A 25421-nucleotide genomic window follows, 5' to 3' on the forward strand; every position below is an offset into this window, starting at 1 on the left:
CCTTCGCAGCGTGGCTTCAGTTGAACACCGCCTGGTAGTCCTGTCGCCCCGGCGCGGGGGTGTGGACCGGGATCAGATAGAGATCGTAGGCGGTCCCGTCTTCGCGGATGATCGTATGCATCCCCTCGGCCAGGACGTCGCCGGGAGGACCGCTAAAGATCAGCGTGAAGGGCCGGAAGGCCGGGTCGCCGTGGCCAGGCTGGTTCTCGAACCGCTCGACCTCGCTCAGCGACAGCACGTGGCGGCCGCCCTCGACCCGAAACGAAGTCCCCACGTGCGGAGCAAAGGCGTCTGCGGTCAGGGCGACGAAATCGGCGGTCATGAAGTCCCTCGGATCGGAATCGAAGCGCGGCCATTATGACGACCTCGCCACCTGAACGGGAAGACCTTGGCGCATCGCCCTTTGAAGATGCAAGGACGGACGACGCCGGCGGAGCCGCCAGCTTCGCCCTGCGAGCCGAGGTGGAAACCGATGCGGCCTTCCGCCTGGCGCTGTTCCGGACCTCCCGCGGTCCGGGATGGGACCAACTTCCCCTGCCCGCCGACATGCTGGCCCAGCTCATGGAGCAGCAGTTCCACGCCCAGACCCAGGGCTACCGCGCGGCCTATCCGCAGGCCCGGCTCGAGATCGTCACGATGAACACCGAACCGGTCGGACGGCTCGCCACGCAGCGGGACGCCGACGCCCTGCACCTGATCGACATCGCCGTGGTCCCCGAACGGCGGGGTCAGGGGATCGGCGGGGCGATCCTCCGCGCGCTGATGGATGAGGCCGCCGCGACCGGAAGGCCGGTGACGCTGCACGTGGCCCGCGACAACCTGGCGGCCCAGAGGCTCTATCACCGGCTGGGCTTCGCCCTGGCAGGGGCGGACGAGACGCACCTGACCCTGGCTTGGCCGGCCGGGTCCGCCTCAACACCCGTGGCGGCGACTTGACCCGGGTCGCCGTGGTCGGTTGCGGGGCTTGGGGCCGGAACCTGATCCGGACCTGCGCGGAATTGGGCGTGCTGGGGGCGGTGGTCGACGCCGACGCCGCGGCCGCCCAAGGCCAGGCCGACGCCTGGAGTGTTCCCGCCCTTCCTCTGGCCCAGGCGCTGGACGACCGGCGCCTGGACGCGATGATCATCGCCGCCCCCGCGCCCGTCCATGCCGCGCTCTGCCGTTTGGCCCTAAGCCACGGCAAGGACGTCTTCGTCGAAAAACCCCTGGCCTCCGACCTGGCGGAGGCCGAAGCCCTGGCCGCCGACGTGGCGTGTTCGGACCGGGTGTTCATGGTCGGCCACCTGCTGCGTCACCACCCAGCGTTCCAGGCCCTGGAGGCGATCGTGGCGCGCGGCGAGATCGGCGCCCTGCGCTACATCACCGCCTCGCGGCTGAGCCTCGGCCGCGTTCGCACGCACGAGAACGCGTTCCTCAGCCTGTCGCCGCACGACGTCTCGATGGTCCTGGCCCTGGCCGGCGCCGAGCCGGCCAGGGTCAAGGCGACCGGCCAGGCCTTCGTCACGCGCGGCGTCGCCGACGAGGTGCATGCCGATCTCGGCTTTCGTGGCCCTGGCGCCTGCGGCGACCTCCACGCCCATATCGCCGCCAGTTGGCTGAGCCCGATCAAGGAGCAGAGGCTGGTCGTGGTCGGCGAAACGGGAGCCCTGGTGTTCGACGACGTCCGCCCCTGGCCGGAAAAGCTGATGCGACGCGACCAGGCCGTGATTTTGACCGAGGCCGGTCCAGTGGCCTCCGGAACCGAACCGCGCTTCGTCGACCTCGTCGCCGAACCGCCCCTGACCAGAGAAATTCGCCACTTCATTCAGTCTTGCCAGACCAGGGAAACCCCTTTGACGGGCATCGATGAGGGAATTCGCGTACAGCGGGTGCTTGAGAGTGTTCAACTGCAGTTGAGCCGCGGTCCAGATCAACTCCAGAGCCAATCCAACTGACACGATGATCTCGCGCGGGACCGCATAACCTTGTTCAATCACCCAACTGACGGCAAGTATTCAGTCCAGGAAAGGCCAATAGCCAGTCAAATACAAGGCTATCCAAGGTCAATATACCAAGATAAACACCCTTCCCGTGAAGGCATTCGCCGCGTACGATCCGGTATGTCGAGGGGCGCGTCGATCTCAAATAAGAACGCCCCGGCTATGAGGGGCCAATGAACGTTCATATCCCGACGTTTCCATTGCACGGCGCTGACGATCTGGCGTCGAACTTTCAAGGGCTGACTCGGAAAATCCTGCAGCGCGAGGCCGTGATCGGCGTCGTCGGCATGGGCTATGTCGGCCTTCCGCTGTCGGAGGCCTTCTGCTCGGCCGGCTTCCGCGTGATCGGCTTTGATCTGGACGAGACCCGCCTGGCCAGCCTGTCCCGGGGCGCGTCCTATCTGAACCATTTCGCCGACGCCCGCGTGGCGGCGATGGCCGAGCAAGGCTTCGCCGCGACCAGCACGCCGAACGTCCTGGCCCGCGCCGACGCCGTGCTGATCTGCGTGCCGACCCCGATCACCTCGCACAACGCGCCGGACCTCGGCCACGTCGTCGAGGCCGCCGAGACCCTGGCGGCCGTGTTGCGGCCGGGCCAACTGGTCGTCCTGGAGTCCACAACCTTTCCAGGCGCCACCGTCGAGGTGCTCAAGCCGATCCTGGAGCGCTCGGGCCTGCGGGCCGGCCGCGACTTCGCCCTGGCCTATTCGCCCGAGCGCGAGGATCCCGGCAACCAGGCCTTCACCACCGCCTCGATCCCCAAGATCGTCGGCGCCGACTCCGAGGCCGAACGCCGCGTGGCCTGTACGCTCTATGATGCGATCACCGTCACGGTTCCCGTCAGCGACACCCGCACCGCCGAAGCGGTGAAGCTGACCGAGAACGTGTTCCGGTTCGTCAACATCGCCCTGGCCAACGAGCTCAAGGTCAGCTTCGAAGCCCTGGGCATCGACGTCTGGGAGGTGATCCAGGCGGCCCAGACCAAGCCGTTCGGCTACATGCCCTTCTTCCCCGGCCCCGGCGTCGGCGGCCACTGCATTCCCGTGGACCCCTTCTATCTGGCCTGGCGGGCCAGGGCCGAGGGGGCCAGCCTACGGATGGTCGAATTGGCGGGAGAGATCTCGCGGGCCATGCCCCGGCGCGTGGTCGACAAGACGCTGGAAGCCCTGGCCGCGCGCAGTTGCTCGCCGATCGGCGCCCATGTCCTGGTCGTGGGCGTAGCCTACAAGCGCAACATCGACGACACCCGCGAGACCCCGGCCCGCGACATCATCGAGATCCTGCGCAGCCACGGGGCCCGGGTCAGCTATCACGACCCGCTGGCCCCGGAACTGATCGTCGGCGGCACGTTGATGCAGTCGATCGACATCGGCAGCGACACGCTAGCGGGCTTCGATTGCGCCATCATCGTCACCGACCACGACGCCATCGACTATGCGCGACTGGTCCGCGAGACGCCGCTGGTGGTCGACACCCGCAACGCCGCCGCCCAGGTCGATGCCGGTCTGGCCGGCAAGATCGTGAAGGCCTGAGATGGCGGCCCCGACTCCCGCGGACCGCCCGCCCGCCTGGGTCCATCCCTCGGCCGAGGTCGAGACCGGCGCGGTGCTGGGCGCCGGCACGCGGGTCTGGCGGTTCAGCCATGTCGCGGCCGGCGCCCGGATCGGCGAGGATTGCGTGATCGGCCAGAACGTGGCGATCGCTCCCGGCGTGGTGGTGGGCGACCGCTGCAAGGTGCAGAACAATGTCAGCCTCTATGCCGGCGTCGTCCTGGAGGACGGCGTGTTCTGCGGTCCCAGCTGCGTGTTCACCAATGTGGCCACGCCACGCGCCGAGATCGAGCGCAAGGCCGAGTTCCGCCCCACGAGGGTGGGGCGCGGCGCGACGATCGGGGCCAATGCGACGATCGTCTGCGGCCATGATCTGGGCGCCTGGTGCCTGATCGCCGCCGGCGCGGTCGTGACCCACGACGTCCCGTCCCTGGCGCTGATGGCCGGCGTGCCCGCGCGCCGCATCGGCTGGGTCAGCCATGCCGGCGAGGTGCTGGGCGCGGACCTGGTCTGCCCACGCACCGGCGACCGCTACGCCGAGCGGTCCGGGGCGTTGCGACGGGTGATCAATCTCTCGGGCTTCGGCGAGGACCCGCCCGACACCCCCAATGAAGAACCAGCAGCGAGCGTCGGATGAAACGGGCCCTGGTCATCGGATCGGAAGGCAATATCGGCAAGCCGCTGGCGGCCCATCTGCGCGCCGGGGGCTGGGAGGTGCTGTGCGCCGACATCAAGCCCGGCTGGCGCAAGGACTACCTGCAGGTCGACATCAACCAGCCGGCCGACCTGATGCCGACCCTGCGCTGGAAGCCGGACGTGATCTTCGCCCTGGCCGCCGTGGTCAGCCGGGTGACCTGCGAGCAGGCCTCCAGCCTGGCCGTCAGCACCAACCTGGGCGGGCTGAACAACGTGATCCTGCTGGCCCAGGCCGCCGACGCCAAGCTGGTCTATTTCTCGACGTCCGAGGTCTATGGCCCCACCGACGGGCCGATGGACGAAATCGCCACGGTTCCGCGGCCCAACAACCGCTACGGCCTGACCAAGCTGCTGGGCGAACAGCTTGTCGACTACGAGGTCGCCCAGCACGGCCTCCGCGCCGTCACCTTGCGGCCGTTCATGATCTATGACGAGAACGAGGACTTCGGCGACCACCGCTCGGCGATGATCCGCTTCGCCCACGACCTGGCGCGCGGACTTCCGATCGAGGTGCATCGCGGCGGCGCCAGGGGCTGGCTGCACATCTCCGACGCCGTGCGGGCCATCGAGGCCGCCGCCGGCGTCGACGAGCACGCGGTGATCAATATCGGCCACCCCGACATCACGCCGATCGAGGCCCTGGCCGAGGGTCTCCGAACACGCCTGGACGCCGCCCCTTCGCTGATCACCCTGCGCGACCTGCCCGCCCGGATGACGGCCGCCAAGCAGCCCGCCCTGGACCGCATGCGCGACCTGCTGGGCGTGAGCCCGAAGGTCTCGCTGGACGAGGGCCTGGACCGGGTGGTGGCGCGGGTGCGGGCCCGCCTGGCCCAGGGGCGGCTGGAGCAGCCGGCGTGACGACCGGCGCCCTGCTGACCGTCGTCGGCGCCCGGCCCCAGTTCGTCAAGGCCATGCCGGTCAGCCGCGCCATCGCCCGCACGCCGGGCCTGACCGAAGTGATGGTCCATACCGGCCAGCACCATGACGCGGCCTTGTCGGACAGCTTCTTTCGCCAGCTGGACCTGCCCGAACCGGCCGAGAACCTGGGGATTCACGGCGGCTCGCATGGCGAGATGACCGGACGGATGCTGGCCGCCCTCGACGGGGTGATCGCCCGCCACGCCCCCGACCTGGTGATCGTCTATGGCGACACCAACTCCACCCTGGCCGGGGCCCTGGCGGCGGCCAAGGCCGGCGTGCCGGTGGCCCATGTCGAGGCGGGCCTGCGGGTCTTTGATCGGTCGATGCCGGAAGAGACCAACCGCGTGGTCGTCGACCACCTGAGCCGGCTGCTGTTCGCCCCCACCCGGGCTGCGGTCGGGCATCTGGCGCGCGAGGGGCTGGTCGAGGGCGTTTTCCACGTGGGCGACGTGATGCAGGACGCGGTCCTGGCCATGGCCGCGCTGCCGGACCAAGGCGACGGCGTCCTGCGTCGGCTGGGCCTGGCTTCGGGCGCCTATGCCGTGGCCACCCTGCACCGCGCGGCGACGACGGATAGCGCCATCGGCCTGGCCGCCGCCGTGGGCTATCTGCGCCAACACGCCGGCCGCCTGCCCGTGGTGCTGCCGCTGCATCCGCGCACCCGCCAGGCGGCCGGCCACTTCGGGGTCGACCTGGCCGGCCTGACGGTGATCGAGCCGCTGGGCCCGGTCGACATGCAGCGCCTGCTGGCCGGCTGCGCCCTGGTGCTCACCGATTCCGGCGGCCTGCAGAAGGAGGCCTATTTTCATCGCAAGCCCTGTGTCACGCTGCGCGACGACACCGAATGGAGCGAGACGGTGGAGGCGGGGTGGAACCGGCTGTGGACCGTGGATAACTACCGGCCGCGGCGTGAGATCGACGACTATGGCGCGGGCGACGCCGCCGAGCGGATCGTCGCGACGATCGCTCATTTTGTCGCCGAGCACCTCGACGCGCCGTCCGCGGCGGCTGGAATCCGCCCATGAAGGACACCCACGGCCGCCCACACCCGCCCCTGCCTGGCCACGACGCGTCACCGGACGAGCGGGTCAAGGATCCGTCGGCGGGCGAGCCGCGGCCGCTGCGCATCCTGGTGGCCTGCAACTACGACCCCGCCAACGCGGCCACGGTCTGCGACCACATCAACGCCTTCGTCCGCTATTCGCGTCACGAGGTCCGCGTGCTCTCGCGGGTCGGGGAGATCTTCGACGGCGTGAAACTGTCGGCCTTCGACGCGGTCGTGATCCACTATTCGCTGTTCCTGGCGATGGAATCCTTCGTCGGGCCGCGCTCGCGCCGCGCCCTGGCCGCCTTCCGCGGCGCCAAGGCGGTGTTCATCCAGGACGAATACCGCTTCGTGAACGCCACCCTCGACGCGCTGCAGGCTTGCGGCGTGGACTGGGTGTTCACGTGCCTGGGTCCCACCGAGGCCGAGCGGGTCTATGGTGGCGTCAGCGGCTTGCGCACCCAGCAGGTGCTGACCGGCTACGTGCCGCACTGGCTGACGCACTATCCGCCCCTTCCCCTGTCGGCCCGAAAGACCATGGTGGGCTATCGCGGCCGGACCTATCCGGCCTGGCACGGCGAGCAAGGGCGCGAAAAGATCCAGATCGGCAAGCTGTTCAAGCGTGACGCCCCGCGGTTCGGCATCTCGACCGACATCGCCTGGTCGGAACGCAGCCGGTTGTACGGCCGCGACTGGGTGACGTTCATCCGCAACTGCCAGGCCGTGCTGGCGGTGGAGAGCGGAGCCAGCGTCTTCGACTTCGACGGCGACGTGGCCGCCCGCACCGAGAGCTTCGCCGCCCTGGTCGAGCGCCCCCACCCCATCCCGGCCCTGGCCAAGAAACCGTCCTACGAGATGCTGCGCGACCGGTTCTTCGCCGGCCGCGAGGACCAGATCGACATCGCCCAGATCTCGCCCAGGGTGTTCGAGGCGATCGCCCTGCGCACGCTCGTCATCGCCTATCCCGGGCGGTATTCGGGCGTTCTCGAGCCTTGGCGGCACTATGTGCCGCTCGACAAGGACCACGGCAACATGGCGGAGGTCGCCGCGATCCTGCGCGATCCCGAGCGGGTCGCCGAGATCATCACCAACGCCTATGCCGAAATCGCCCTGAACCCGGCCTATGGCTATGGGGCGATGATCGACCTGTTCGACGCCCGGATCACCGAAGCCGCGGTCGGACGGCCACGCGCCGCCGTCGACGACCGCACCGACGCCAAGTTCCGTCGGGCCTTTCCCTTCCGGCTCGTCGACAACCCCCACGACGTTCAGCGCCCTCGCCTGATCCGGCGGCTGGCCGGCGCGGCCGGCCGACGCCTGGGACTGGGACATCTGGCGGGCCGTTTGCGGCGACGACGGTGACCTTGCGGCCAGTCCGCCGGTCGCCAGGTCGGCGAGCGCTTTAATCGATCCTGATCCATCGCTTCAGCCGCAACAGGCGCGAGATGTCGCGCAGCCAGCCCCGCACTGGGGCCGGCGCGGCGAGCAGGCGCGATTCCACGATGATCACCGCCCACGCGGCCCAGTCGCGCAGCCGCAGGAACAGCGGCAATCCCCAGCCGCGCCTCACGCCAGCACCTGACGGGCGATGTCGCCCACCACCGCCCGCCAGCTGTAGCGGCCCGAGGCCACGATTTCTTCATAAGCCCGGTCGACCATGGCCTGGGCCCGCTGCGGGTCCTGGCTGCGGTCCAGGGCCGCATCGATGTCCGACAGGTCGCGACGCACCGGCTGATAGTGAACGCCCGCCTCGAGCACGCCGCTGTAATCCCCCTCCACCAGCACCTGGAAGGTCCGGGTCGCCACCGCCTCGAGGTGACGTGGCGACATCGCGCGGATCTCCGCCCCCGGCGCCAGCACGATGGCCGAGGACGGCGGCATCCATCCCGCGGATCTCCCCGACGTCGGGTCGCTGGTCGGCAGGTCGCCCTTCGGATCGACCAGGGACGAGCCGCCCTCGACCCCGACCACCGCCCGGCTGGCGCCCAGCAGGCGAATCCAGGCCTCTCCCACCAGCCGGCGCTGGCCGTCGACCGCCACGTCGGCGCGATGCCCGCCCGCCTGGGCCCAGGCCTGGGCCCTCAGCCCGACCTCGCGCTTGAGCCGGCCCATCTCGCCCAGCCAGGCCGGGGTCTCCCAAGCGCGATAGCTGACGGAGATCGGCCGCTCGGCCAGGTCGCTTGACGTCCGTCGCATCAGGCGGTCGTCGATGTAAGCGGTCAGGAAGCGTCGCAGGGCATAGGGCCTTTGGTCGACGGGATAGACCTCGTCCCACAGCGCCGGTTCCAGCGCGGTCAGCAGCAGGTCGATCCTCGCCTCGACCAGCAGGTCGCGCAGCGCCTGGAGCCCAAGGAATTCGTCGAGCGGCGCGGCGACGCGCCGCGCTCGCCCCGGCGTCGCGTCCATCGCCCGTCGCAGCCCGCCCAGACCGATGCGGGTGTATCGCGCAGCCAGGGCCGTCGCGTCGATCATCACCAGGTCGGGATCCAGCCGGGTGATCCAGGTCGGATTGAACGGAAATCCTATGTTCAGGAAGGCCACGGATCCCGGGAAACAGCTCTTCCATGCGAAGATGCGCTGGTGCTCCCACCGGCGCATCGGCCACTGGCCGCGCCAGTTGTACAGCACCAGGGCGGTTGGTCGGCTCCCCATGCCCGACGGACTAGGCGACGCCGGATCGAAGCCGGCTCTCGGTCGCCAAACGCGCAGGGAGCAATCGCGAAGCCATCAACGCCATCCTGACCGCGAGCGCCCGGCGCGCTCAACCTCAGCGTCGGGGCGTCGGTGATGGCTGTCAACGCCTAAGGTTGTCGCCCTGGGCCGTGCGCAGGGTCTCGGAGGGCGATTCGCCAAACATCGCCCGATAGGCGCCGGCAAACCGGCCCAGCTCCCAGAAACCCTGGTCCAGCGCCACCTGGGTGACCGTCGTTGGCCGATCGCCCGCGTCCAGCAATCGGGCCCGGGCCGCCGACATGGCCTTCAGCCGCAGATAGGCCTTGGGACTGATGCCGAGCAGGTCGTGAAAGGCGCGGTACAGCGTCCGACGAGAGATGTTCAGGGCCAGGCAGATGTCTTCGATCTGCACGGCCTGGCGGGCGCCGCCGCCTTCCACGAAGTCCTCGGCGCCGCGCACGATGCGAGCGGCGTTCAGCACGCCCTGCCGACGGCCGCCCCCGACTTGGACCTTGGCAACGGCCGTCAGTACGCCGTCCAACAGTTCGTTACGCAGGAAGGCCACGGCGCTGCTCGGAACGCCGCCGCCCAAGGCCCTCAGCAGGCTGGAGCAGCCCTGCAGCACGCGCTTGCAGGCGGCGCGGGCCTCCGGGGGCGGCGAATAGATGGCCGGTCCGGTCCAGAAGCCCGGCTCGGCCAGTCCTTCGAACGCTTCAGCCCGCTGCATCAGCAAGTCCCATGGCGCGGTGACGACGGCGTAGGCGACATGGCCCTGGAACCGCCCGTCCAGTTCGCCGCCCGGCGGGATGGCGATGATGTCGCCCTCCTCGACCAGGTGACCCCACTGGTTGAGCACGCCCTCCTGCTCCATCACCGAAACCAGGCTGAAGGCCTTCTGATCGATAATCCCTCGAACCCGGAGATCGCCATCGAACGCCCCGGCGTCGAAACCCATGTCTCCCAGGGTCGCCCGCAGCAGATGACCGCGGCAGGGTTCCGGCGTCAGCTGGGTGACCGCCAGGTCGCGCCCGGCGGCGTGGGCCCAGACCTCGTGCGCGCCCTGGGTCTCGCGGGCCACGACCTGACCCAGGACGACCGCCGCCGACCGCGCCCCGAACGACCGCCGCTCGTCCAGCGTTCCCGCGACCAGCCCGTCGTCGGACGGATCGCCGTCGACCGGCGTGACCGTCTCGTTTTGCCGCCAGTCGGTGCTCGACCAAGATCGAAGATGAGGATCTTTCGCGCTTTCGTTGTCCATCGAACCTCTCCTGGCCGGGACGACACGATCAATGGCCTCCGCGCCCTGATCTTGAGGCGACCGCACCCGTCGCCGCACCCGATTCGCTCTCCAACGATGCCACGGCCCATCTGTGTTGTAAGTAAGGTGAAACCACTAGAAAGCATCGAAGTAACAGAGAAAATTACAACTTTTCCAACGGCTCAGCTTGGTAACCAAGTCTTAGGTATAGTTAATTCGCCGTTATTCATAAATACGAAAAATGTCCAGGCATAGATGCGATTCTGGCACTCACCGCATAGCAATCCGAGAGTTTTCCGAAGAAACATGGTGACCAGGCGGGGCGCCGGAGGACTCTATGGCTCGTCAAACTTGGAAGGAAATGGCGATCTTCGGAAAACGGAATCTCGCGGAAACACCCGGCGGCGCGAACGAACGGGATCGCCTGGCGCAGGCTTTGCGCGACATGAAGGCCGCCTGCGACGGGGAACAGCGGCAAAGGCGTCAGATCGCGGAGAGCGGCGCTCGCCAGCTGAGCCGGGCCCAGGCCGTCCTGCGCGAGGCCGAGGCCCGGCAGCGCGACGCCGAGGCGGCGCTGCGCCGCGCCCGGCGGATGGCGGCCGTCGGCTGGATGGCCGCGGAGGCCTGCCGGGACATGACCGCCCTGCACGCGGTGGCGACCAAGGCCCTGACCTCGTCCCGCGAGCGGCTGCAGGGCGACCACCGGACGGTCAACGAGATCGACTGGGCCCTGGGCGGCCTGAACCAGGCCGAGCAGATGCTCGAGCGGGTCGCCGCCTATCTCGACGCCCGCCGCGAGACCGCCCAACGCGCCCACATCGACGGGCTGCTGGCGGGGAGCTGAGAAAGCCGTCCGGCTACGCCTCGATGTCGACGTCCTTGGTTTCCTTCAGGAACAAAACGCCCACCACCGCGGTCACCGCGGCCACCACGATCGGGTACCACAGGCCGTAATAGATGTTGCCCGTGGCGGCGACCATGGCGAAGGCCGTGGTCGGCAGGAAGCCCCCGAACCAGCCGTTGCCGATATGGTAGGGCAGGCTCATCGAGGTGTAGCGGATGTTGGTGGGGAACAGCTCGACCAGCATGGCGGCGATCGGGCCGTAGACCATGGTCACGTACAGCACCAGGATCGCCAGCACCGCCACCACCAGCGGCTTGTTGATCAGGGCGTCGTCGGCCTTGGCCGGATAGCCGGCGGTCTTCAGGGCCGCGCCGAGCTCCTTTTCCCAGGCCGTTTTGCGGGCCTTGAAGGTCGCCTTGTCCAGGGCCTGGCCCGGGAACGAGGCGATGGTCGCCTGGCCGATCTTCACCTGGGCGACCGAGCCGGCCGGGGCCGCCTGGTTGCTATAGGTGACGCCGGCCTTGGCGAGGTACGACTTGGCCAGGTCGCACGAGCGGTTGAACACCGTCTTGCCCACCGGGTCGAACTGGAACGAGCAGTCGGCCGGGTCGGCCACGACGGTGACCGGGGCCGAGGCCACGGCGGCGGCCAGTTGCGGATTGGCGGCCGTCGTCAGGGTCTTGAACAGCGGGAAATAGGTCAGAGCCGCGAGGATGCAGCCCAGCATGATGATCGGCTTGCGGCCGATCTTGTCCGACAGCCAGCCGAAGATCACGAAGAACGGCGTGCCGATCAGCAGAGCGACAGCCACCAGCAGGTTGGTCGTGCCGCCGTCGACCTTGAGCATCTTCTCCAGGAAGAACAGGGCGTAGAACTGGCCGGTGTACCAGACCACCGCTTGGCCGGCGGTCAGCCCCACCAGCGCCAGCAGCACGATCTTCAGATTGCCCCAGTTGGCGAACGAGTCGGCCAGGGGCTTCTTGCTGCCCTTGCCCTCGTCGACCATCTTCTGGAACGATGGGCTTTCGGACAGTTGCAGGCGGATCCACAGCGACACGCCCAGCAGCAGCACCGAGATCAGGAAGGGAATGCGCCAGCCGAAGGCCTCGAAGGCGTCCGCGCCGGTCGCTTTGCGGGTCAGCAGGATCACCACCAGGCTGAGGAACAGGCCGAACGTCGCCGTCACCTGGATGAAGCTGGTGTAGAAGCCGCGCCGTCCCGGCGGGGCGTGCTCGGCCACATAGGTGGCGGCGCCGCCGTACTCGCCGCCCAGGGCCAGGCCCTGGACCAGGCGCATGATCACCAAGGCGATGGGCGCGGCGATGCCGATGGCGGCGTAGCTGGGCAGCAGGCCGACCGTGAAGGTCGACAGACCCATCAGCAGCATGGTGATCAGGAAGGTGTTCTTGCGGCCCCACAGGTCGCCCAGCCGGCCGAACACCAGGGCCCCGAACGGTCGGACCGCGAAGCCCGCCGCGAAGGCCAGCAGGGCGAAGATATAGCCGGTGGTCTCGTTGACGCCCGAGAAGAAATGCTTGGTGATGTAGGTGGCCAGCGAGCCGTAGAGGTAGAAGTCGTACCACTCGAACACCGTGCCGACCGAGGCGGCCCCGATGACCAAGGCGTCCTTGCGCCCGACGGCGCGACCGCCCTTGGCGCCCTTCACCGTTTGCGCGGCGTCGCTTCCCATTCGCATTTCCCCCGTCGCCGCGGCCGGCGATCAAACACTGTTACCGCAACCATCATGACCGGCGTGCGCGGCGTTGGCGAGAGGCTAAACATGAACCGGACGAAAGCCGAAGCGTTGGCTCGGAGAAATCTTCACGGTCCCATTTTACGGGACCAGACAAGCGGTTGGGGATCCCGATGAGCGTCGTCGCGGCCTATGTCTACAAGAACGGCGCGCGAGTCCGGGAGATCAGCCTCGACAAGGATGACGCCCTGGCGGTCAAGCCCGGCGAGTTCGTCTGGATCGGCCTCTACGAGCCCAGCGAGGCCGAGCTGGATCGGCTGCGGACCCGCTTCAAGCTGCACCCGCTGGCGATCGAGGACGCGCTCAACGCCCACCAGCGGCCCAAGGTCGAGATCTATGGCCGCGAGCTGTTCGTGGTGGCCCGCACCGCCCAACTGGTCGACGCCCAGATCGCCTATGGCGAAACGGCGATCTTCGTCGGCGAGGGCCACCTGATCACCGTCCGGCACGGCTCGGCTCGGGCCCACACCGAGCTGCGCGACCAGCTGGAGGCCTCGCCGACCCTGCTGGCCAAGGGTTCGGACTACGTGCTGCACGCGGTGCTCGACTTCGTGGTCGACGGCTACCTGCCGATCATCCAGGCCCTGGAGGACGAGGTGCTGGACATCGAGCGCCGCACGCTCGAGGCCTTTCTCAGCCACGGCGAGGTCAAGCGCCTGTTCCACCTGCGGCGCGACCTGATCCGCTTCAAGCGGGTCCTCTCCCCCATGGCCGAAGTCTGCGGGCGGCTGGAGCACCTGGAGACGCCCTGCCTGGACGACGACGTCCGCCCCTATTTCCGCGACGTGCTCGACCACACCCAGAAGGTCGAGGGCATGGTCGACGCCCTGCGCGAGGTGATCACCTCGGTGTTCGAGGCCGCCTCCCTGCTGGAACAGCAGCGGCAGAGCGCGATCACCCGAAAGCTGGCCGCCTGGGCCGCCATCCTGGCCGTGCCGACGGCGGTGGCCGGCATCTACGGCATGAACTTCGAGCACATGCCGGAGCTGCATTGGGTGTGGGGATACCCCGCGGTGATGGTGGGAATCGTCGGCGTGGTGGGATGGCTGTACTGGCGGTTCAAGAAGAACGAGTGGCTGTGACAGACGCCGCCCCGTCGGAAAGGCCCGGGCGGGTCAATAAACTTAACGGCGAACCTATCGGCGGAAATCAATTTATGGTTAATTCGCGATAGTACGAGTTGCTTTGCGTCCGCCCCTCAAATCCAGCGCTCGGACACGATCATGAACCGTCAAAGCGGTCCCGAAACACCCTTTCCCCTGGCCGCCAGCCTCCCAGCCGCGGCCGGAGGCCCCAGCATCTGGCCCTTTCCTCCGCTGATCCCGAACAGCAGCGTCAGCGGGCCGCCGCCCGGCTATTCCGAAAGCTACGGAAGGGCCGAATACCGTGCGTTTCGCCTTGGACGCGCCCTGCTCATCCAGGCCTGGGGCACGCTGTCGAGCGTGAGCCAGATCCCGGACATTCGGCAAAGCCCGCTCAAGATCTACCCGCCGCAATTCGACTTCTGGGTCTATACGCCGCAGTTCGCATTGCCGGCCCTGAAGCCTTTCAAACTCTCGGAGATCTTCGGGTTTCCGGCGGGGGCGCCGGTCGTCGTGATCCACGACGCGGACGGCCACCACACGGTCGAGATCGAGGACCTCGCCTTCGACGAACGGCCCGCCGTCGCCCTCCAGGGCGGGACGCCCCCGCCCGAGGAGATCGGCTACGGAAAGTCGTTCGAGGCGGCGTTCGCCGCCGCGGTGGCCGCGCTTCCCAGAACGGCACCCGGCTCGGCCGACGGCCTGGCGACCTATCGGCTGATCGAAAGCGGCCTGCGGCGTGGCGGGTTCCCGGGAATAGACCTTCACTACGCCCGGGTCGACGTCACCTTCTCCTGAGCCGACCGCCCGGGCCGGCAGTCGGCCCGGGCGCTTTCAGCTCGCCCAGCGCGCCGGGTGCAGGAACCGTCCCGCCTCGGCGCCGTCGCGCAGGAACACGCGCACCTCGGCGGCATGGCCGGAGGCGGCCAGGCGATTGGCCAAGTCCCGGGCGGCGGCTTCCGCCCGGCCGCCGCGTTCGAAGGTCAGTTCGGCCTCGAGGGCCTCGGAGCGCACGGCCCAGCCCTGCTCGGCCGGGGCGACGGAAATCAGCAGAGCCATCACGAGCTCCTTACGCAAATCGAATTGGGAGCGCTGATCCAACAGCGCGAACGAGCGGTTGTTCGGGCGCGGATCGGCCCCGAAACATCGAGGTCAGATCGACATTCGCCCTACGGGGGGATGACATCGACACATCTTATAGGCTCGCAATTTCACAACTTGACGACACGGTTAAGTCCGGAACGCAACTGACGCGAGCCAGAACTCCTGGCCCTGTTTTTAGTTTCTCGGGTCGTTCGATGATCTGTCGACGGGGTCAGAAAATCTGCCGGGACTCAAATCCTATTCCGTTGATAGGCTTTAAGAGGCGCCGCCTTTTCCCTCCCCTTCGGCGGCGCCGGCGCGCGCCGCGCGGACCCGTCGGGGGATGGGTGTCCGCGCGGCGCGTCTTGGCCTTGCGTCCTTCGAGGCTCGCCTACGGCTCGCACCTCAGGATGAGGCATTCACAGCCAAAACGCTCCTCATCCTGAGGCGCCCGCGAAAGCGGGCCTCGAAGGACGCAGGGTCTCTCAGCAGTCCTTCTGATCCAGGTGCGCCTTGATCAGCGCCCGACCGGCGCGCGCCACGGCGCGCACAGGGCCCGCGGCGCCCAGGGTGACGCGGGCGGTATAGGACCCTTCCATCAGCAGCATCAGGCCGTCGGCCAGATCCTCGTCCGGCGCGCCGGCCCGCCGGCACAGGTCGACAAGGCGGGCGTGGAGCTGTTGCTTGTAGGCCACCGACACCTTCTGGGCCGGATGGTCGGCCTCGTGCAGTTCGATGGCGGCGTTGGACAGCGGGCAGCCGTGGACGTCGGCGTTGCAGGCCTTGGTCTCGAAGGCGTCGAAGATCGCCTCCAGCTGGGCCCGCGGGTCGCCGCAGGTGCAGCCGACGACGTCGTCCCACCACACCCAGTAGTCGCGTTCCTGCTCGCGCAGCACCTCGGCCACCAGCTCGTCCTTGGACGGGAAGTTGCGGTACAGCGTCATCTTGGTGGCGTCGGCCTCGGCGGCGATCGCCTCGACCCCCACCGCGCGGATGCCATGCTGATAGAACAGCTCGCGGGCGGTTTCGAAGATCCGGTCGCGGGCCGGTCGCTTGGACAACGGAGCGCACACGGGCGCCTCCAGGTCGTCCAGCTTGCCCCCGCCAGAATTTCTCTCAGCCATTTTCACAGCACCTCACCTTGACGCGAGAGTTACCGGTCAGTATCTCTCACCGCGTGGATGATACCGAACGGTATCGTCACATACGACTACATCGTCACAGATGGACGTCACGTCAAGCAACAGCAACTGCGACATTTGATCCTTAACCCCGGAACGGAGCGCGAGCCATGCCCCCGAGCGCAAGCCCTCAAGGCCAACACGCCGACGCCTCGCCCGCCAAAGCCGCCTGGCTGGCCGGCCCCGCCCGTTCCCTCCGCAAGCTGATCGGCCAGGGCCCCGAGGGTTCGTCCGGTCGGGACTGGGCCGCCTCGCCCAAGGTCCGCCAGAAATCCCGGCGCCCCGTCTGGGAATAGAAAAACCGCCGTCTCCTCCCCGCTTCTTCTGTCCGATAGGTACGCCTATGTCCCTCCGCCCCGTTTTCACCTCGTTCGCCGGCCTGGCCGCCGTGGCCGTGCTGGCCGCCTGCAGCGCCCAGGCCAAGCAGGAAGCCGCTCCGCCGCCCGCCCAGGTCACCATCACCCCCGTAGCCTTCAAGGAACTGCGCCAGTGGGATGACTTCACCGGCCGTCTCGAGGCCATCGACACTGTCGACATCCGCCCGCGCGTCAGCGGCTTCATCGACGGCGCCCGGTTCGAGGAAGGCGCCCGGGTCCGCAAGGGCCAGGTGCTGTTCCAGATCGACCCGCGCCCCTACCAGGCCGAGGCCAACCGCGCCCAGGCCGAGGTGGCCCGGGCCAAGGCCCAGCTGGACCTGGCGGTCGTGAACCGCGAGCGCGGCCGCCGGCTGATCGAGCAGAACGCCCTGGCCCAGAGCGAGTTCGACCGGCTCTCCGCCGAGGAAAAGGCCGCCCAGGCCAATCTCGGCGCCGCCAACGCCGCCTACCAGACCGCCCGCCTGAACCTGGAATGGACCCGCGTGGTCTCGCCGATCGACGGCCGGGTCTCCAAGGCCGTGATCACCCGCGGCAACCTGGTCACCCCGTCCGACCTGCTGACCACGGTGGTCAGCGACACCCCGATCTACGCCACGTTCAACGCCGACGAGCAGACCTTCCTGAAGTACGCCTCGGCCGAACGCGGCAAGGCCAGCCCCGTCTATATGGGCCTGATGACCGAGGACGGTTATCCGCACCAGGGCCAGCTGAAGTTCATCGACAACGCCCTGGACGCCAAGAGCGGCACGATCAACGGCCGGGCGATCTTCGCCAACGCCGACGGCCGGTTCACCCCCGGCTTGTTCGCCCGCATCCGCATGGTCAGCGACACCTCGCAGACGGTGGCCCTGGCCCCCGACCGCGCGGTGGCCACCGACCTGGGCAAGCGCTACGTCGTGGTCGTGGGCGTCAACAACAAGGCCGAGTACCGCCCGGTCGAGATCGGCCCGCTGGCCGGCAACCTGCGCATCATCCGCACCGGCCTGAAGCCCGGCGACCGGGTGATCGTCGGCGGCCTGCAGAAGGTCAAGCCGGGCGACACCGTCAACCCGGTGGTCGTCAAGACCGACCTGTCCTCGGACCTGTCGCAGTTCGAGACCGGTCCGCAGCGGGTCGCGATGATCAACTCGGTTTCTCAGAACTGACCGTCCTTTAACCCGCTCATCCCGGCGAAAACCGGGACCCAGATCCCACGGCGACGGGGTGGGCTGGAAGAACGCGGCGCTCTTGGCGTCAGCTTCCCAGCTCTTCCATCTGGGTCCCGGCATTCGCCGGGATGAGCGGATCAGGAATTCGCCTTCAGGCCGGTTTGAACCGGTCCACGCCCCCTCCTTGCCTCCTCCCCATACTCGCCCGCAAAAGGCGCCTCCCATGAATTTCTCAAAGTTCTTCGTGAGCAGACCGCGCTTCGCCGCCGTGCTCTCGATCGTCATCTTCATCGCCGGGCTGGTGGCTCTGCCGCGCCTGCCGATCTCGGAATATCCCGAGGTGGTGCCGCCGACCGTGGTCGTGCGCGCCGCCTATCCGGGCGCCAACCCCGCCGTCATCGGCCAGACCGTCGCCGCCCCGCTGGAGCAGGCGATCAACGGCGTCGAGGGCATGATCTACCAGTCCTCGCAGTCGGCGTCGGACGGGGCGATGATCCTGACCGTCACCTTCGCCCTGGGCACCGACCTCGATAAGGCCCAGGTGCAGGTCCAGAACCGCGTCGCCCAGGCCCTGCCGAAACTGCCCCAGGAGGTGCAGCGCATCGGCGTGACCACCGACAAGGCCTCGCCCGACCTGACCCTGGTCGTGCACATGATCTCGCCCAACAACCGCTACGACATGCTGTATCTGAGCAACTACGCGCAGCTGAACGTCCGTGACCGCTTGAAGCGGGTCGACGGCGTCGGAGACGTGCAGATCTTCGGGGCCGGCGCCTACTCCATGCGGGTGTGGCTGGATCCGGAAAAGCTGGCCTCGCTGAACATGACGGCCGGCGACGTGGTCAAAGCCCTGCGCGAGCAGAACGTCCAGGTCGCCGCCGGCCAGCTGGGCGCGCCGCCCACCAACATGGGCTCGGACTTCCAGCTGTCGATCAACGCGCCCGGCCGCCTGACCGACGAGGAGCAGTTCCGCAACGTCATCATCCGCTCCGGCGCCAACGGCGAACTGACCCACCTGGGCGACGTGGCCCGGGTCGAGATGGGCGCCAACAACTACGCCCTGCGCTCGCTGCTCGACAACAAGTCGGCCGTGGCCATGCCGATCTTCCAGCGCCCCGGCTCCAACGCCCTGGCCATGGCCGCCGACATCAAGAAGACGATGAAGGAGCTGAAGAAGGAGTTCCCCGAGGGCGTCGACTACGAGATCATCTACGACACCACCGCCTTCGTGCAGGAATCGATCGACTCGGTGATCCACACCCTGATCGAGGCCATCATCCTGGTGGTGCTGGTGGTGGTGCTGTTCCTGCAGGGCTGGCGCGCCTCGATCATTCCGCTGATCGCCGTGCCCGTCTCGCTGATCGGCACCTTCGCCGTCCTGCTGATGCTGGGCTTCGGCCTCAACGCCCTGACCCTGTTCGGCCTGGTGCTGGCCATCGGCATCGTCGTCGACGACGCCATCGTCGTGGTCGAGAACGTCGAGCGCAACATATCCAACGGCCTCGAACCGGCGGCGGCCACCCGCAAGGCCATGAGCGAGGTCACCGGGCCGATCATCTCCACGGCCCTGGTGCTGTGCGCGGTGTTCATCCCGACCGCCTTCATCAGCGGCCTGTCGGGCCAGTTCTATCGTCAGTTCGCCCTGACCATCGCCATCTCGACGGTGATCTCGGCCTTCAACTCCCTGACGCTGTCTCCGGCCCTGGCCGCGGTGCTGCTCAAGAGCCACGACGCGCCCAAGGACCGCTTCCAGAAGCTGATCGACGCGGCCCTGGGCTGGCTGTTCAACCCGTTCAACCGCTTCTTCGCCAAGGCTTCCAACGGCTATGTCCGCAATGTCGGCCGCACCCTGGGCAAGTCGACAGCGGGGCTGGTGATCTACGGCCTGCTGCTGGCCCTGACGATCGGGGCCTTCATGAAGACCCCCGGCGGTTTCGTGCCCCAGCAGGACAAGGCCTATGTGGTCGCCGTCGTGCAACTGCCCGACGCGGCCTCGCTGGACCGCACCGAGGCGGTCATCCGCCAGATGGGCGACATCGCCATGAAGGTGCCGGGCATCAAGCACTCGGTGGCCTTCCCCGGCCTGTCGGCCAACGGCTTCATCAACAGCCCCAACTCCGGCGCGGTGTTCTTCCCGCTGTCCGACTTCAAGGACCGCAAGGACAAGTCGATGTCGGCCAACGCCATCGTCGGCCAGCTGAACCAGAAGTTCGGCGCCATCCCCGACGCCCAGATCGCGGTCTTCCCGCCGCCTTCGGTGCAAGGGCTGGGCACGATCGGCGGCTTCCGCATGCAGATCGTCGACCGCGCCGGCCTGGGTCCGGACGAGCTGAACAAGCAGACCCAGAACCTGATCGACAAGGCCCGCAAGGACCCCGCCCTGGCCGGCGTGTTCTCGACCTACCAGGTCAGCGTGCCGAAGATCGAGGCCAACATCGATCGCGAGAAGGCCCGGGCCTCGGGCGTCAGCCTGACCGACCTCTTCGAGACCATGCAGGTCTATCTGGGCTCGCTGTACGTCAACGACTTCAACCGCTTTGGCCGCACCTACGAGGTCAACGTCCAGGCCGACCAGAAATTCCGCCTGCAGCCCGAGCAGATGCTGCGCCTGCAGACCCGCAACGGGTCGGGCCAGATGATCCCGCTGGGCGCCTTCGTCAGCTTCAAGGAGGCCACCGGCCCCGACCGCGAGAGCCATTACAACGGCGTGCTCACGGCCGAGATCAACGGCGGCCCGGCCCCCGGCTACTCGACGGGCCAGGCTCAGAAGGCCCTGGAGGACCTGGCCAAGCAGGAGCTGCCCAACGGCATGGGCTACGAGTGGACCGAGCTGACCTACCAGCAGATCCTGGCGGGCAACACGGCGGTCTACATCTTCCCGCTCTGCGTGCTGCTGGCCTTCCTGGTGCTGGTCGCCCAGTACGAGAGCTGGAGCCTGCCGCTGGTGGTCATCCTGATCGTGCCGATGACCCTGCTGTCGGCCCTGGCCGGCGTGCTGCTGACCCATGGCGACAACAACATCTTCACCCAGATCGGGCTGATCGTGCTGGTGGGGCTGGCGTGCAAGAACGCCATCCTGATCGTCGAGTTCGCCAAGGAACGCGAGGAGCACGGCGACACCCCGATGCAGGCGGTGCTGGAGGCCTGCCGCCTGCGCCTGCGGCCGATCCTGATGACCTCGATCGCCTTCATCATGGGCGTGTGGCCGCTGGTCGTCAGCCACGGGGCGGGCGCGGAGATGCGCCGGGCCATGGGCGTGGCGGTGTTCTCCGGCATGCTGGGGGTGACGGTCTTCGGCCTGGTCCTGACCCCGATCTTCTACTTCGTCATCCGCCGCAACACCGCCCGCCGGGCGGCCTTGAAGGCGGCCAAACAAACCACGCCCGTCGTGGAGGCGCACTGATGCTTGCTTCAATCCAACCCCGCCAGCCCGGCTGGCGCAGCCTGAAGGTCCAGCTCGGCCTGTTCGCCAGCATGCTCCTGCTCTCGGCCTGCGCCGTGGGTCCGGACTACAAGACCCCGGTCCAGGCGCCGGTGGTGCTGCAGAACGCCCCGGCCGGGGCCTTCTCGACCGCCGCGCCCGAGGCCCAATGGTGGAAGGCGTTCAACGACCCCGTCCTGGACGGCCTGATCAGCCAGGCCCTGGCCGGCAACCTCGACATCCGCGTCGCGGTCGCCCGGGTGGACGAGGCCCGGGCCCTGTTCAAGGACGCTCGCCTGGACCAGGCGCCGCGGGTCACCGCCAGCGGCGCCTACCAGAAGAGCGACCAGCAGCAGCCGGGCTCGAACGGCCAGCGGGTGGAGAGCGAGACCTATCAGGCCGGCTTCGACGCCGGCTGGGAGATCGACCTGTTCGGCCGCGTCCGCCGGGGCGTGGAATCGGCCCGGGCCGAGGCTGGCGCGGCCCAGGCCGACCTGCGCGACGCCCAGGTGACCATCGCCGCCGAGGTGGCTCGAAATTACCTGGAACTGCGCGGGGCCCAGGCCCGGCTGGCCGTGGCCAACCGCAACCTCGACACCCAGCGCGAGACCCTGCGCCTGACCCAGGTGCGCTACAACGCCGGGGCCGGCAGCCCGATCGACGTGGCCAGCGCCCAGGCCCGCCTGAACGCCACCGAGGCGGCGATCCCGTCGCTGATCACCGCCGAGAAGCGGGCCAACTACCGGCTCTGCGTCCTGGTCGGCAAGCGGCCGGGCGAGTTGGACGCGACCCTGGTCGCCACAACAGCCGAGGTCACGCCGCTGATCGCCGCCCTGCCGATCGGCGACGCGTCCGACCTGCTGCGCCGCCGTCCCGACGTCCAGGCCGCCGAGCGCCGCCTGGCCGCCCAGACCGCCAAGGTGGGGGTGGCCACGGCCGACCTGTTTCCGCGCGTGCGGGTGACGGGCTTCATCGGCTTCCTGTCGGGCACGGCGTCGGGCTTCGGCAACAGCGCCAGCCAGGCCTGGTCGGTGGCCCCGTCGGTGTCCTGGCCGGCCCTGGACCTGGGCGGCGCCCACCAGCGGCTGAAGGCGGCGGAGGCCCGCAACGACGCCAGCCTGGCCGTCTACGACCAGACCGTGCTGCGGGCGCTGGAGGACCTGGAGACCGCCCTGGTCGCCTACCGCCAGCAGCAGGCCCAGCTTGTCAGCCTGACCAACCAGGCCGCCGCCTCGCGCCGCGCCGCCGAGCTGGCCCGCATCCAGTACAAGGAAGGCGGCATCGACTTCCTGGTGCTGCTGGACGCGGAACGCACGCTGCTGGCGGCCGAGGACTCGCTGACCGTCGCCGAGACGGGCGTGAACACCAACGTCGTGGCGATCTACAAGGCGCTGGGCGGCGGGTGGACGTCGTAAAAGTTATCCACAGGGTTGCTATTCAATCCGTCATCCCGGGCCTTGTGCCCGGGACCCCTGGTTCAGCTCGCAGGTGAAGCGCCTTGGCGCGCCGGCGCGCCACCCCTCCGCACCTGCGGCGGACGGAGGGGTCCCGGGCACGAGGCCCGGGATGACGGTGGCGAGGTGGGTTGAAACGCCGTTTATCCCCGCTCCCGCCGAAACAAACCTCAACCCGATCAACGCCGTACACAAAAACGCACGTTTCCTGTCCCCACCCTCCAGGACGGCCGCACACTAGCGGCATGACCCAAGCCCAAGACATCCCCACCCGCTGCCTGGCCTTCCAGCTCCAGCTGATGGACGCCCTCGAGGCGGCCTGGAAGAGCATCGAGGCCACCACCGATCCCGTCGCCATCCGCCAGGCCCGCGACAAGGCCAAGGCCGTCGGCGAGTTGGCCGCCATGGCCCGCAAGGTCGCGCTGGTCCTCCCGACGCCGCGCGGCAAGCCGCAGATCGCCGAAACGGCCGCCGCCGGCCTGCACGCCGCCCAGGGCCTGGCCAACGTGCGCGAGATGCTGATGGCCTCCAGGGCCGCCGCCGCCCCGGCGGACGCGCCTGTGGACGCGCCCGTGGCCGCCCAGGTCGAGCACGCCCGCCGCGCGCTGGACAAGCTCAAGGGCGGACGGCGCGGCCGGCTGTAGGGCTCAGGACCCCGCCGCCGCGCTGGCCGCCGAGTAGCGGACGATCAGGTTGGCGAACACGCAGATCATCACGCTGAACGCCATGGCCATCACCCCGGCGATGCGCAGGGCCGAGGCGACGTCCTCGGACACGCCCCGCTCCCGCCCCCTGAGCGCGCGGAAGACGCCGGGCTTGAAGGCCAGCAGGAACCCCAAGGCGAAGATCACGACGGCGAACAGGTCGATCGCCAACAGTCCGGTCATTCGAAGTCTCCATCGGTCGGCGCGAGGGTTCAATGCCGGACGGGGCGGTTCGGTCCCGTGGGTGATCAATTCATTGGGGGCCGCTCTCTTCTCCCCGTTGCACGGATGAGCAGAAGGCCCGCCAACGGCCAGGACGCGCCTTGACTTGGTCGCACGCCACAGCTCCGATCCACCGGCTGCGGCAGGGACGCCCAGGAAGAGACAGGCCGGACCATGCCGCTTGAACGTCAGTGGACATCGGAAAGGATGATCACGCTCCGGGGCAATTTGATCTCGGTGATCGGCATGATCATGCTGGTGTGGTTCGTCGGCGGGGTGGCCCTGTTTCCAGACGGCCCCATTCACCTCTGCAACGCGTCGACCCACTATTTCTACCTGGATCACCCGTTCGGATACTGCGGCAAGCAGGGACAGTCGCACAACGCCATCGACTTCCACCGCTTCCAGGTCTGGCAAACCGTTCTTTTCAGCCTCTGGCCGTTTGGCATAATCGCCATCGCGGCCTTGGGACACGGCCTGTCCCGGAAGGCGCCTTGAGGCCAAGGTCGGCTGACGCCGCCTAAACCGACGCGCCGCTCTTCTTCTCAACCGCCAACGGGCGAGGCCGCGCCTTAAAGCCTTGATGGCGAGCCTGCTCTGGCGTCTGGCCGAGTCAAGGACCGCCTCCGGCGGCCGCGTCGCGGCGACGCTCCGCGTCGTCCTTGACTCGGCCAGACGCCAGAGCTCCGATCCACCAAGGCTTTAAGGCGTGGCCGCATCCGCTGGGGCGGATGAGTTGTACCGACAAGCGGACGGTCAATAAAGTTAGTTGGCTAGCGCGCGTTTCTAGTGATGAAACGAGCGCGGTCCGCAAGTTCATCGAACGTGATGATGTCGATGCTTCGAGTCTCTCGTCGGAACAGCTCGAATGTGTCCTGCTTTACACGAGCGTCCCGGATCCCATGGCCGGGATCGAACTCCGCTCGCGATCCAATCACGAGGATTGCCTTAGGGCTTCGGGTACGAGCTTCGAGACGTTCTGTACCTTCCTTGTTGTAGTGTTCGCCTTGTTGCGAGAAGGCGAGCCATTCAGCTTTCTGTTCAAGAATCTGAGACACTGCTGACGTGAAGTCAGAACTAAAATCCCAGGTCCCCGCTCTACCACCAGCCCTACGCTTGAATATGGGGGTAGACGGTTTTTTTATCTCAACCAATACCGTATAATCTTTGAAGGTAGTGAGAAAGTCTACAGTAGGCTTATTTTGATTATCCGTCCCAGCACCACCCACCACCACTTCACGGTCGAAATGTCTCATGATCCGATAATCGAGACCGTAGCCAAAAACCCATTGTTCACGCTCAAAGAAGTCTTGCCAAGATGCCTCGCTCCAATCTCCAGAGGCGAGTTGCTGTTCAAATTCGGCTAATCCATCCTTACGGCCAAGGAGCGTATTGATTTCATCAGTAGTGAGAGAGCTCTGGAGATCGCGCAATAGTCTTGTGCGCCGATCGGCGGACAAACCTCTAATGGTATCGACCAAACCTCTATCCGAAGCATCAATGACGACCTTCGGCCCCGCCTTCTTAGAAATATCTTCAACTTGAAAGTTCTCTTCGTTAGTTAAATCCAAAAAATTTATCTGATTAAGAAATCCGATCAGCCGCTCAAATTCCTCGCGACGGAAGGTAAATTCCTCTTTCACGAAGCTCTGAATAAAAACCGGACGGGCCTTAAAGGTTTGCAGCGTGAGCCGCTTGATTTCCTTGGAGTCCTGAGTGACTACCGCCGTCACCTGGGTTTTCCGTATCTCACCAGTTATCCGAAGGCACAGGGCCCCTTCAATTTCGCCCACGTGTTGTTCGTCGCTGCCTTCGAAGACCATCCGGACCTGCCGGATCCGCTCAGCGGTCTGACCCGGCCATTGGAAAACCTTGGACAGATAGGTTTTCCCATCCTTCCGTAACTTGAAGAACTCGTGGTCGTCGTGTTCGCTCATAAAGCGACTGTAGCGAACAAAGCTTAGGTGAAAAGCGCCGTCCGCAACGGCTCCTATTAGCCGCAGGTCCGTGAGGGAGCGAAGCACGACTAG

General features: G+C 67.4%; 25 protein-coding genes and 1 pseudogene. 17 read left to right on the forward strand and 9 right to left on the reverse strand.

What is annotated here, in order from left to right; translation table 11 throughout:
- Positions 1–16 precede the first annotated feature (16 nt).
- Entirely contained in the window at positions 17–322 is a 306-nt protein-coding gene (locus ASD47_RS23435) for a hypothetical protein (RefSeq protein WP_056761992.1), read from the reverse strand.
- A 140-nt stretch (positions 323–462) separates the two neighbouring features.
- Here ASD47_RS23435 and ASD47_RS23440 point away from each other — a divergent pair, with 140 nt between their 5' ends.
- From ASD47_RS23440 to ASD47_RS23470, 7 genes are all read left to right on the forward strand, one after another.
- Positions 463–936 carry an N-acetyltransferase gene (locus ASD47_RS23440; protein ID WP_230983901.1) on the forward strand — a complete coding sequence of 158 codons (474 nt, stop codon included), beginning with the start codon at positions 463–465 and terminating at the stop codon, positions 934–936.
- The gene (locus ASD47_RS23445; RefSeq protein WP_235526153.1) at positions 933–1934 is read left to right on the forward strand and encodes a Gfo/Idh/MocA family protein; all 1002 of its coding nucleotides are present in this window, start codon (positions 933–935) and stop codon (positions 1932–1934) included. Before ASD47_RS23440 ends, ASD47_RS23445 begins: the two co-directional genes overlap by 4 nt.
- Positions 1935–2152: 218 nt before the next feature.
- Positions 2153–3511, forward strand: a complete 1359-nt coding sequence (locus ASD47_RS23450) for a nucleotide sugar dehydrogenase (RefSeq protein WP_056761998.1) — start codon at positions 2153–2155, stop codon at positions 3509–3511.
- A 1-nt stretch (position 3512) separates the two neighbouring features.
- Positions 3513–4166 carry an acyltransferase gene (locus tag ASD47_RS23455; protein WP_056761999.1) on the forward strand — a complete coding sequence of 218 codons (654 nt, stop codon included), beginning with the start codon at positions 3513–3515 and terminating at the stop codon, positions 4164–4166.
- On the forward strand, positions 4163–5083 hold the full coding sequence (locus tag ASD47_RS23460; RefSeq protein ID WP_056762000.1) for an NAD(P)-dependent oxidoreductase: 921 nt from the start codon (positions 4163–4165) through the stop codon (positions 5081–5083). Before ASD47_RS23455 ends, ASD47_RS23460 begins: the two co-directional genes overlap by 4 nt.
- Positions 5080–6171 (forward strand): non-hydrolyzing UDP-N-acetylglucosamine 2-epimerase, encoded by a 1092-nt coding sequence (gene wecB, locus ASD47_RS23465; RefSeq protein ID WP_235526161.1) that lies wholly within the window; start codon positions 5080–5082, stop codon positions 6169–6171. Before ASD47_RS23460 ends, wecB begins: the two co-directional genes overlap by 4 nt.
- Complete coding sequence (locus tag ASD47_RS23470) at positions 6168–7553, forward strand: hypothetical protein (RefSeq protein ID WP_056762002.1); 1386 nt, start codon at positions 6168–6170, stop codon at positions 7551–7553. The genes wecB and ASD47_RS23470 overlap by 4 nt, the downstream gene beginning before the upstream one ends.
- A gap of 40 nt (positions 7554–7593) precedes the next feature.
- Here ASD47_RS23470 and ASD47_RS27170 read toward each other — a convergent pair whose 3' ends face one another.
- The 3 genes from ASD47_RS27170 to ASD47_RS23480 form a co-directional block, all read right to left on the reverse strand.
- Positions 7594–7743, reverse strand: coding sequence for a hypothetical protein (locus ASD47_RS27170; RefSeq protein ID WP_163229564.1), 150 nt, complete (start codon positions 7741–7743; stop codon positions 7594–7596).
- 14 nt (positions 7744–7757) lie between these two features.
- The gene (locus ASD47_RS23475; protein ID WP_056762005.1) at positions 7758–8843 is read right to left on the reverse strand and encodes a hypothetical protein; all 1086 of its coding nucleotides are present in this window, start codon (positions 8841–8843) and stop codon (positions 7758–7760) included.
- Between the two features lie 142 nt (positions 8844–8985).
- The gene (locus ASD47_RS23480) at positions 8986–10122 is read right to left on the reverse strand and encodes a helix-turn-helix domain-containing protein (RefSeq protein WP_056762008.1); all 1137 of its coding nucleotides are present in this window, start codon (positions 10120–10122) and stop codon (positions 8986–8988) included.
- Between the two features lie 337 nt (positions 10123–10459).
- On the opposite strand from ASD47_RS23480, the gene ASD47_RS23485 reads away from it, so the two are divergent.
- Positions 10460–10966, forward strand: coding sequence for a hypothetical protein (locus ASD47_RS23485; protein WP_230983898.1), 507 nt, complete (start codon positions 10460–10462; stop codon positions 10964–10966).
- A 13-nt stretch (positions 10967–10979) separates the two neighbouring features.
- Here the strand turns inward: ASD47_RS23485 and ASD47_RS23490 are convergent, their stop codons facing one another.
- Entirely contained in the window at positions 10980–12656 is a 1677-nt protein-coding gene (locus tag ASD47_RS23490; RefSeq protein WP_056762012.1) for an MFS transporter, read from the reverse strand.
- 176 nt (positions 12657–12832) lie between these two features.
- Between ASD47_RS23490 and corA the strand changes: the two genes are divergently transcribed.
- Both corA and ASD47_RS23500 read left to right on the forward strand, forming a co-directional pair.
- A complete protein-coding gene (gene corA / locus ASD47_RS23495; protein ID WP_056762013.1) occupies positions 12833–13801 on the forward strand; it encodes a magnesium/cobalt transporter CorA in 969 nt (322 codons plus the stop codon).
- Positions 13802–13942: 141 nt separating this feature from the next.
- Positions 13943–14599 (forward strand): hypothetical protein, encoded by a 657-nt coding sequence (locus ASD47_RS23500; protein ID WP_056762015.1) that lies wholly within the window; start codon positions 13943–13945, stop codon positions 14597–14599.
- A 36-nt stretch (positions 14600–14635) separates the two neighbouring features.
- Here ASD47_RS23500 and ASD47_RS23505 read toward each other — a convergent pair whose 3' ends face one another.
- Positions 14636–14860, reverse strand: a complete 225-nt coding sequence (locus ASD47_RS23505; RefSeq protein ID WP_056762018.1) for a hypothetical protein — start codon at positions 14858–14860, stop codon at positions 14636–14638.
- 367 nt (positions 14861–15227) lie between these two features.
- Between ASD47_RS23505 and ASD47_RS27790 the strand changes: the two are divergent.
- Positions 15228–15401, forward strand: a pseudogene (locus ASD47_RS27790) (hypothetical protein).
- On the opposite strand, the gene ASD47_RS23510 reads toward ASD47_RS27790, so the two are convergent.
- A complete protein-coding gene (locus ASD47_RS23510) occupies positions 15370–16008 on the reverse strand; it encodes a TetR/AcrR family transcriptional regulator (protein WP_056762019.1) in 639 nt (212 codons plus the stop codon). The pseudogene ASD47_RS27790 and the gene ASD47_RS23510 sit on opposite strands and share 32 nt — an antisense overlap.
- A gap of 167 nt (positions 16009–16175) precedes the next feature.
- Between ASD47_RS23510 and ASD47_RS23515 the strand changes: the two genes are divergently transcribed.
- The 5 genes from ASD47_RS23515 (at position 16176) to ASD47_RS23535 (ending at position 23109) form a co-directional block, all read left to right on the forward strand.
- Positions 16176–16361 carry a hypothetical protein gene (locus tag ASD47_RS23515; protein ID WP_056762021.1) on the forward strand — a complete coding sequence of 62 codons (186 nt, stop codon included), beginning with the start codon at positions 16176–16178 and terminating at the stop codon, positions 16359–16361.
- A 47-nt stretch (positions 16362–16408) separates the two neighbouring features.
- A complete protein-coding gene (locus ASD47_RS23520; protein WP_056762023.1) occupies positions 16409–17587 on the forward strand; it encodes an efflux RND transporter periplasmic adaptor subunit in 1179 nt (392 codons plus the stop codon).
- Between the two features lie 226 nt (positions 17588–17813).
- The gene (locus ASD47_RS23525) at positions 17814–20993 is read left to right on the forward strand and encodes an efflux RND transporter permease subunit (RefSeq protein WP_056762025.1); all 3180 of its coding nucleotides are present in this window, start codon (positions 17814–17816) and stop codon (positions 20991–20993) included.
- Entirely contained in the window at positions 20993–22426 is a 1434-nt protein-coding gene (locus tag ASD47_RS23530) for an efflux transporter outer membrane subunit (RefSeq protein ID WP_056762027.1), read from the forward strand. Before ASD47_RS23525 ends, ASD47_RS23530 begins: the two co-directional genes overlap by 1 nt.
- 284 nt (positions 22427–22710) lie before the next feature.
- Positions 22711–23109: a hypothetical protein gene (locus ASD47_RS23535; protein WP_056762028.1), complete on the forward strand. Its 399-nt coding sequence runs from the start codon at positions 22711–22713 to the stop codon at positions 23107–23109.
- 3 nt (positions 23110–23112) lie between these two features.
- Here ASD47_RS23535 and ASD47_RS23540 read toward each other — a convergent pair whose 3' ends face one another.
- Positions 23113–23352 (reverse strand): hypothetical protein, encoded by a 240-nt coding sequence (locus ASD47_RS23540; protein WP_028039238.1) that lies wholly within the window; start codon positions 23350–23352, stop codon positions 23113–23115.
- A gap of 246 nt (positions 23353–23598) precedes the next feature.
- Here ASD47_RS23540 and ASD47_RS23545 point away from each other — a divergent pair, with 246 nt between their 5' ends.
- The gene (locus tag ASD47_RS23545; RefSeq protein ID WP_056762030.1) at positions 23599–23889 is read left to right on the forward strand and encodes a hypothetical protein; all 291 of its coding nucleotides are present in this window, start codon (positions 23599–23601) and stop codon (positions 23887–23889) included.
- 275 nt (positions 23890–24164) lie between these two features.
- Here ASD47_RS23545 and ASD47_RS26365 read toward each other — a convergent pair whose 3' ends face one another.
- Positions 24165–25328 carry a Shedu immune nuclease family protein gene (locus ASD47_RS26365; protein WP_082564773.1) on the reverse strand — a complete coding sequence of 388 codons (1164 nt, stop codon included), beginning with the start codon at positions 25326–25328 and terminating at the stop codon, positions 24165–24167.
- Between the last annotated feature and the right edge of the window lie 93 nt (positions 25329–25421).

The organism is Caulobacter sp. Root1472 (genome assembly GCF_001426985.1).
In the GTDB taxonomy this organism is placed as follows: domain Bacteria; phylum Pseudomonadota; class Alphaproteobacteria; order Caulobacterales; family Caulobacteraceae; genus Caulobacter; species Caulobacter rhizosphaerae.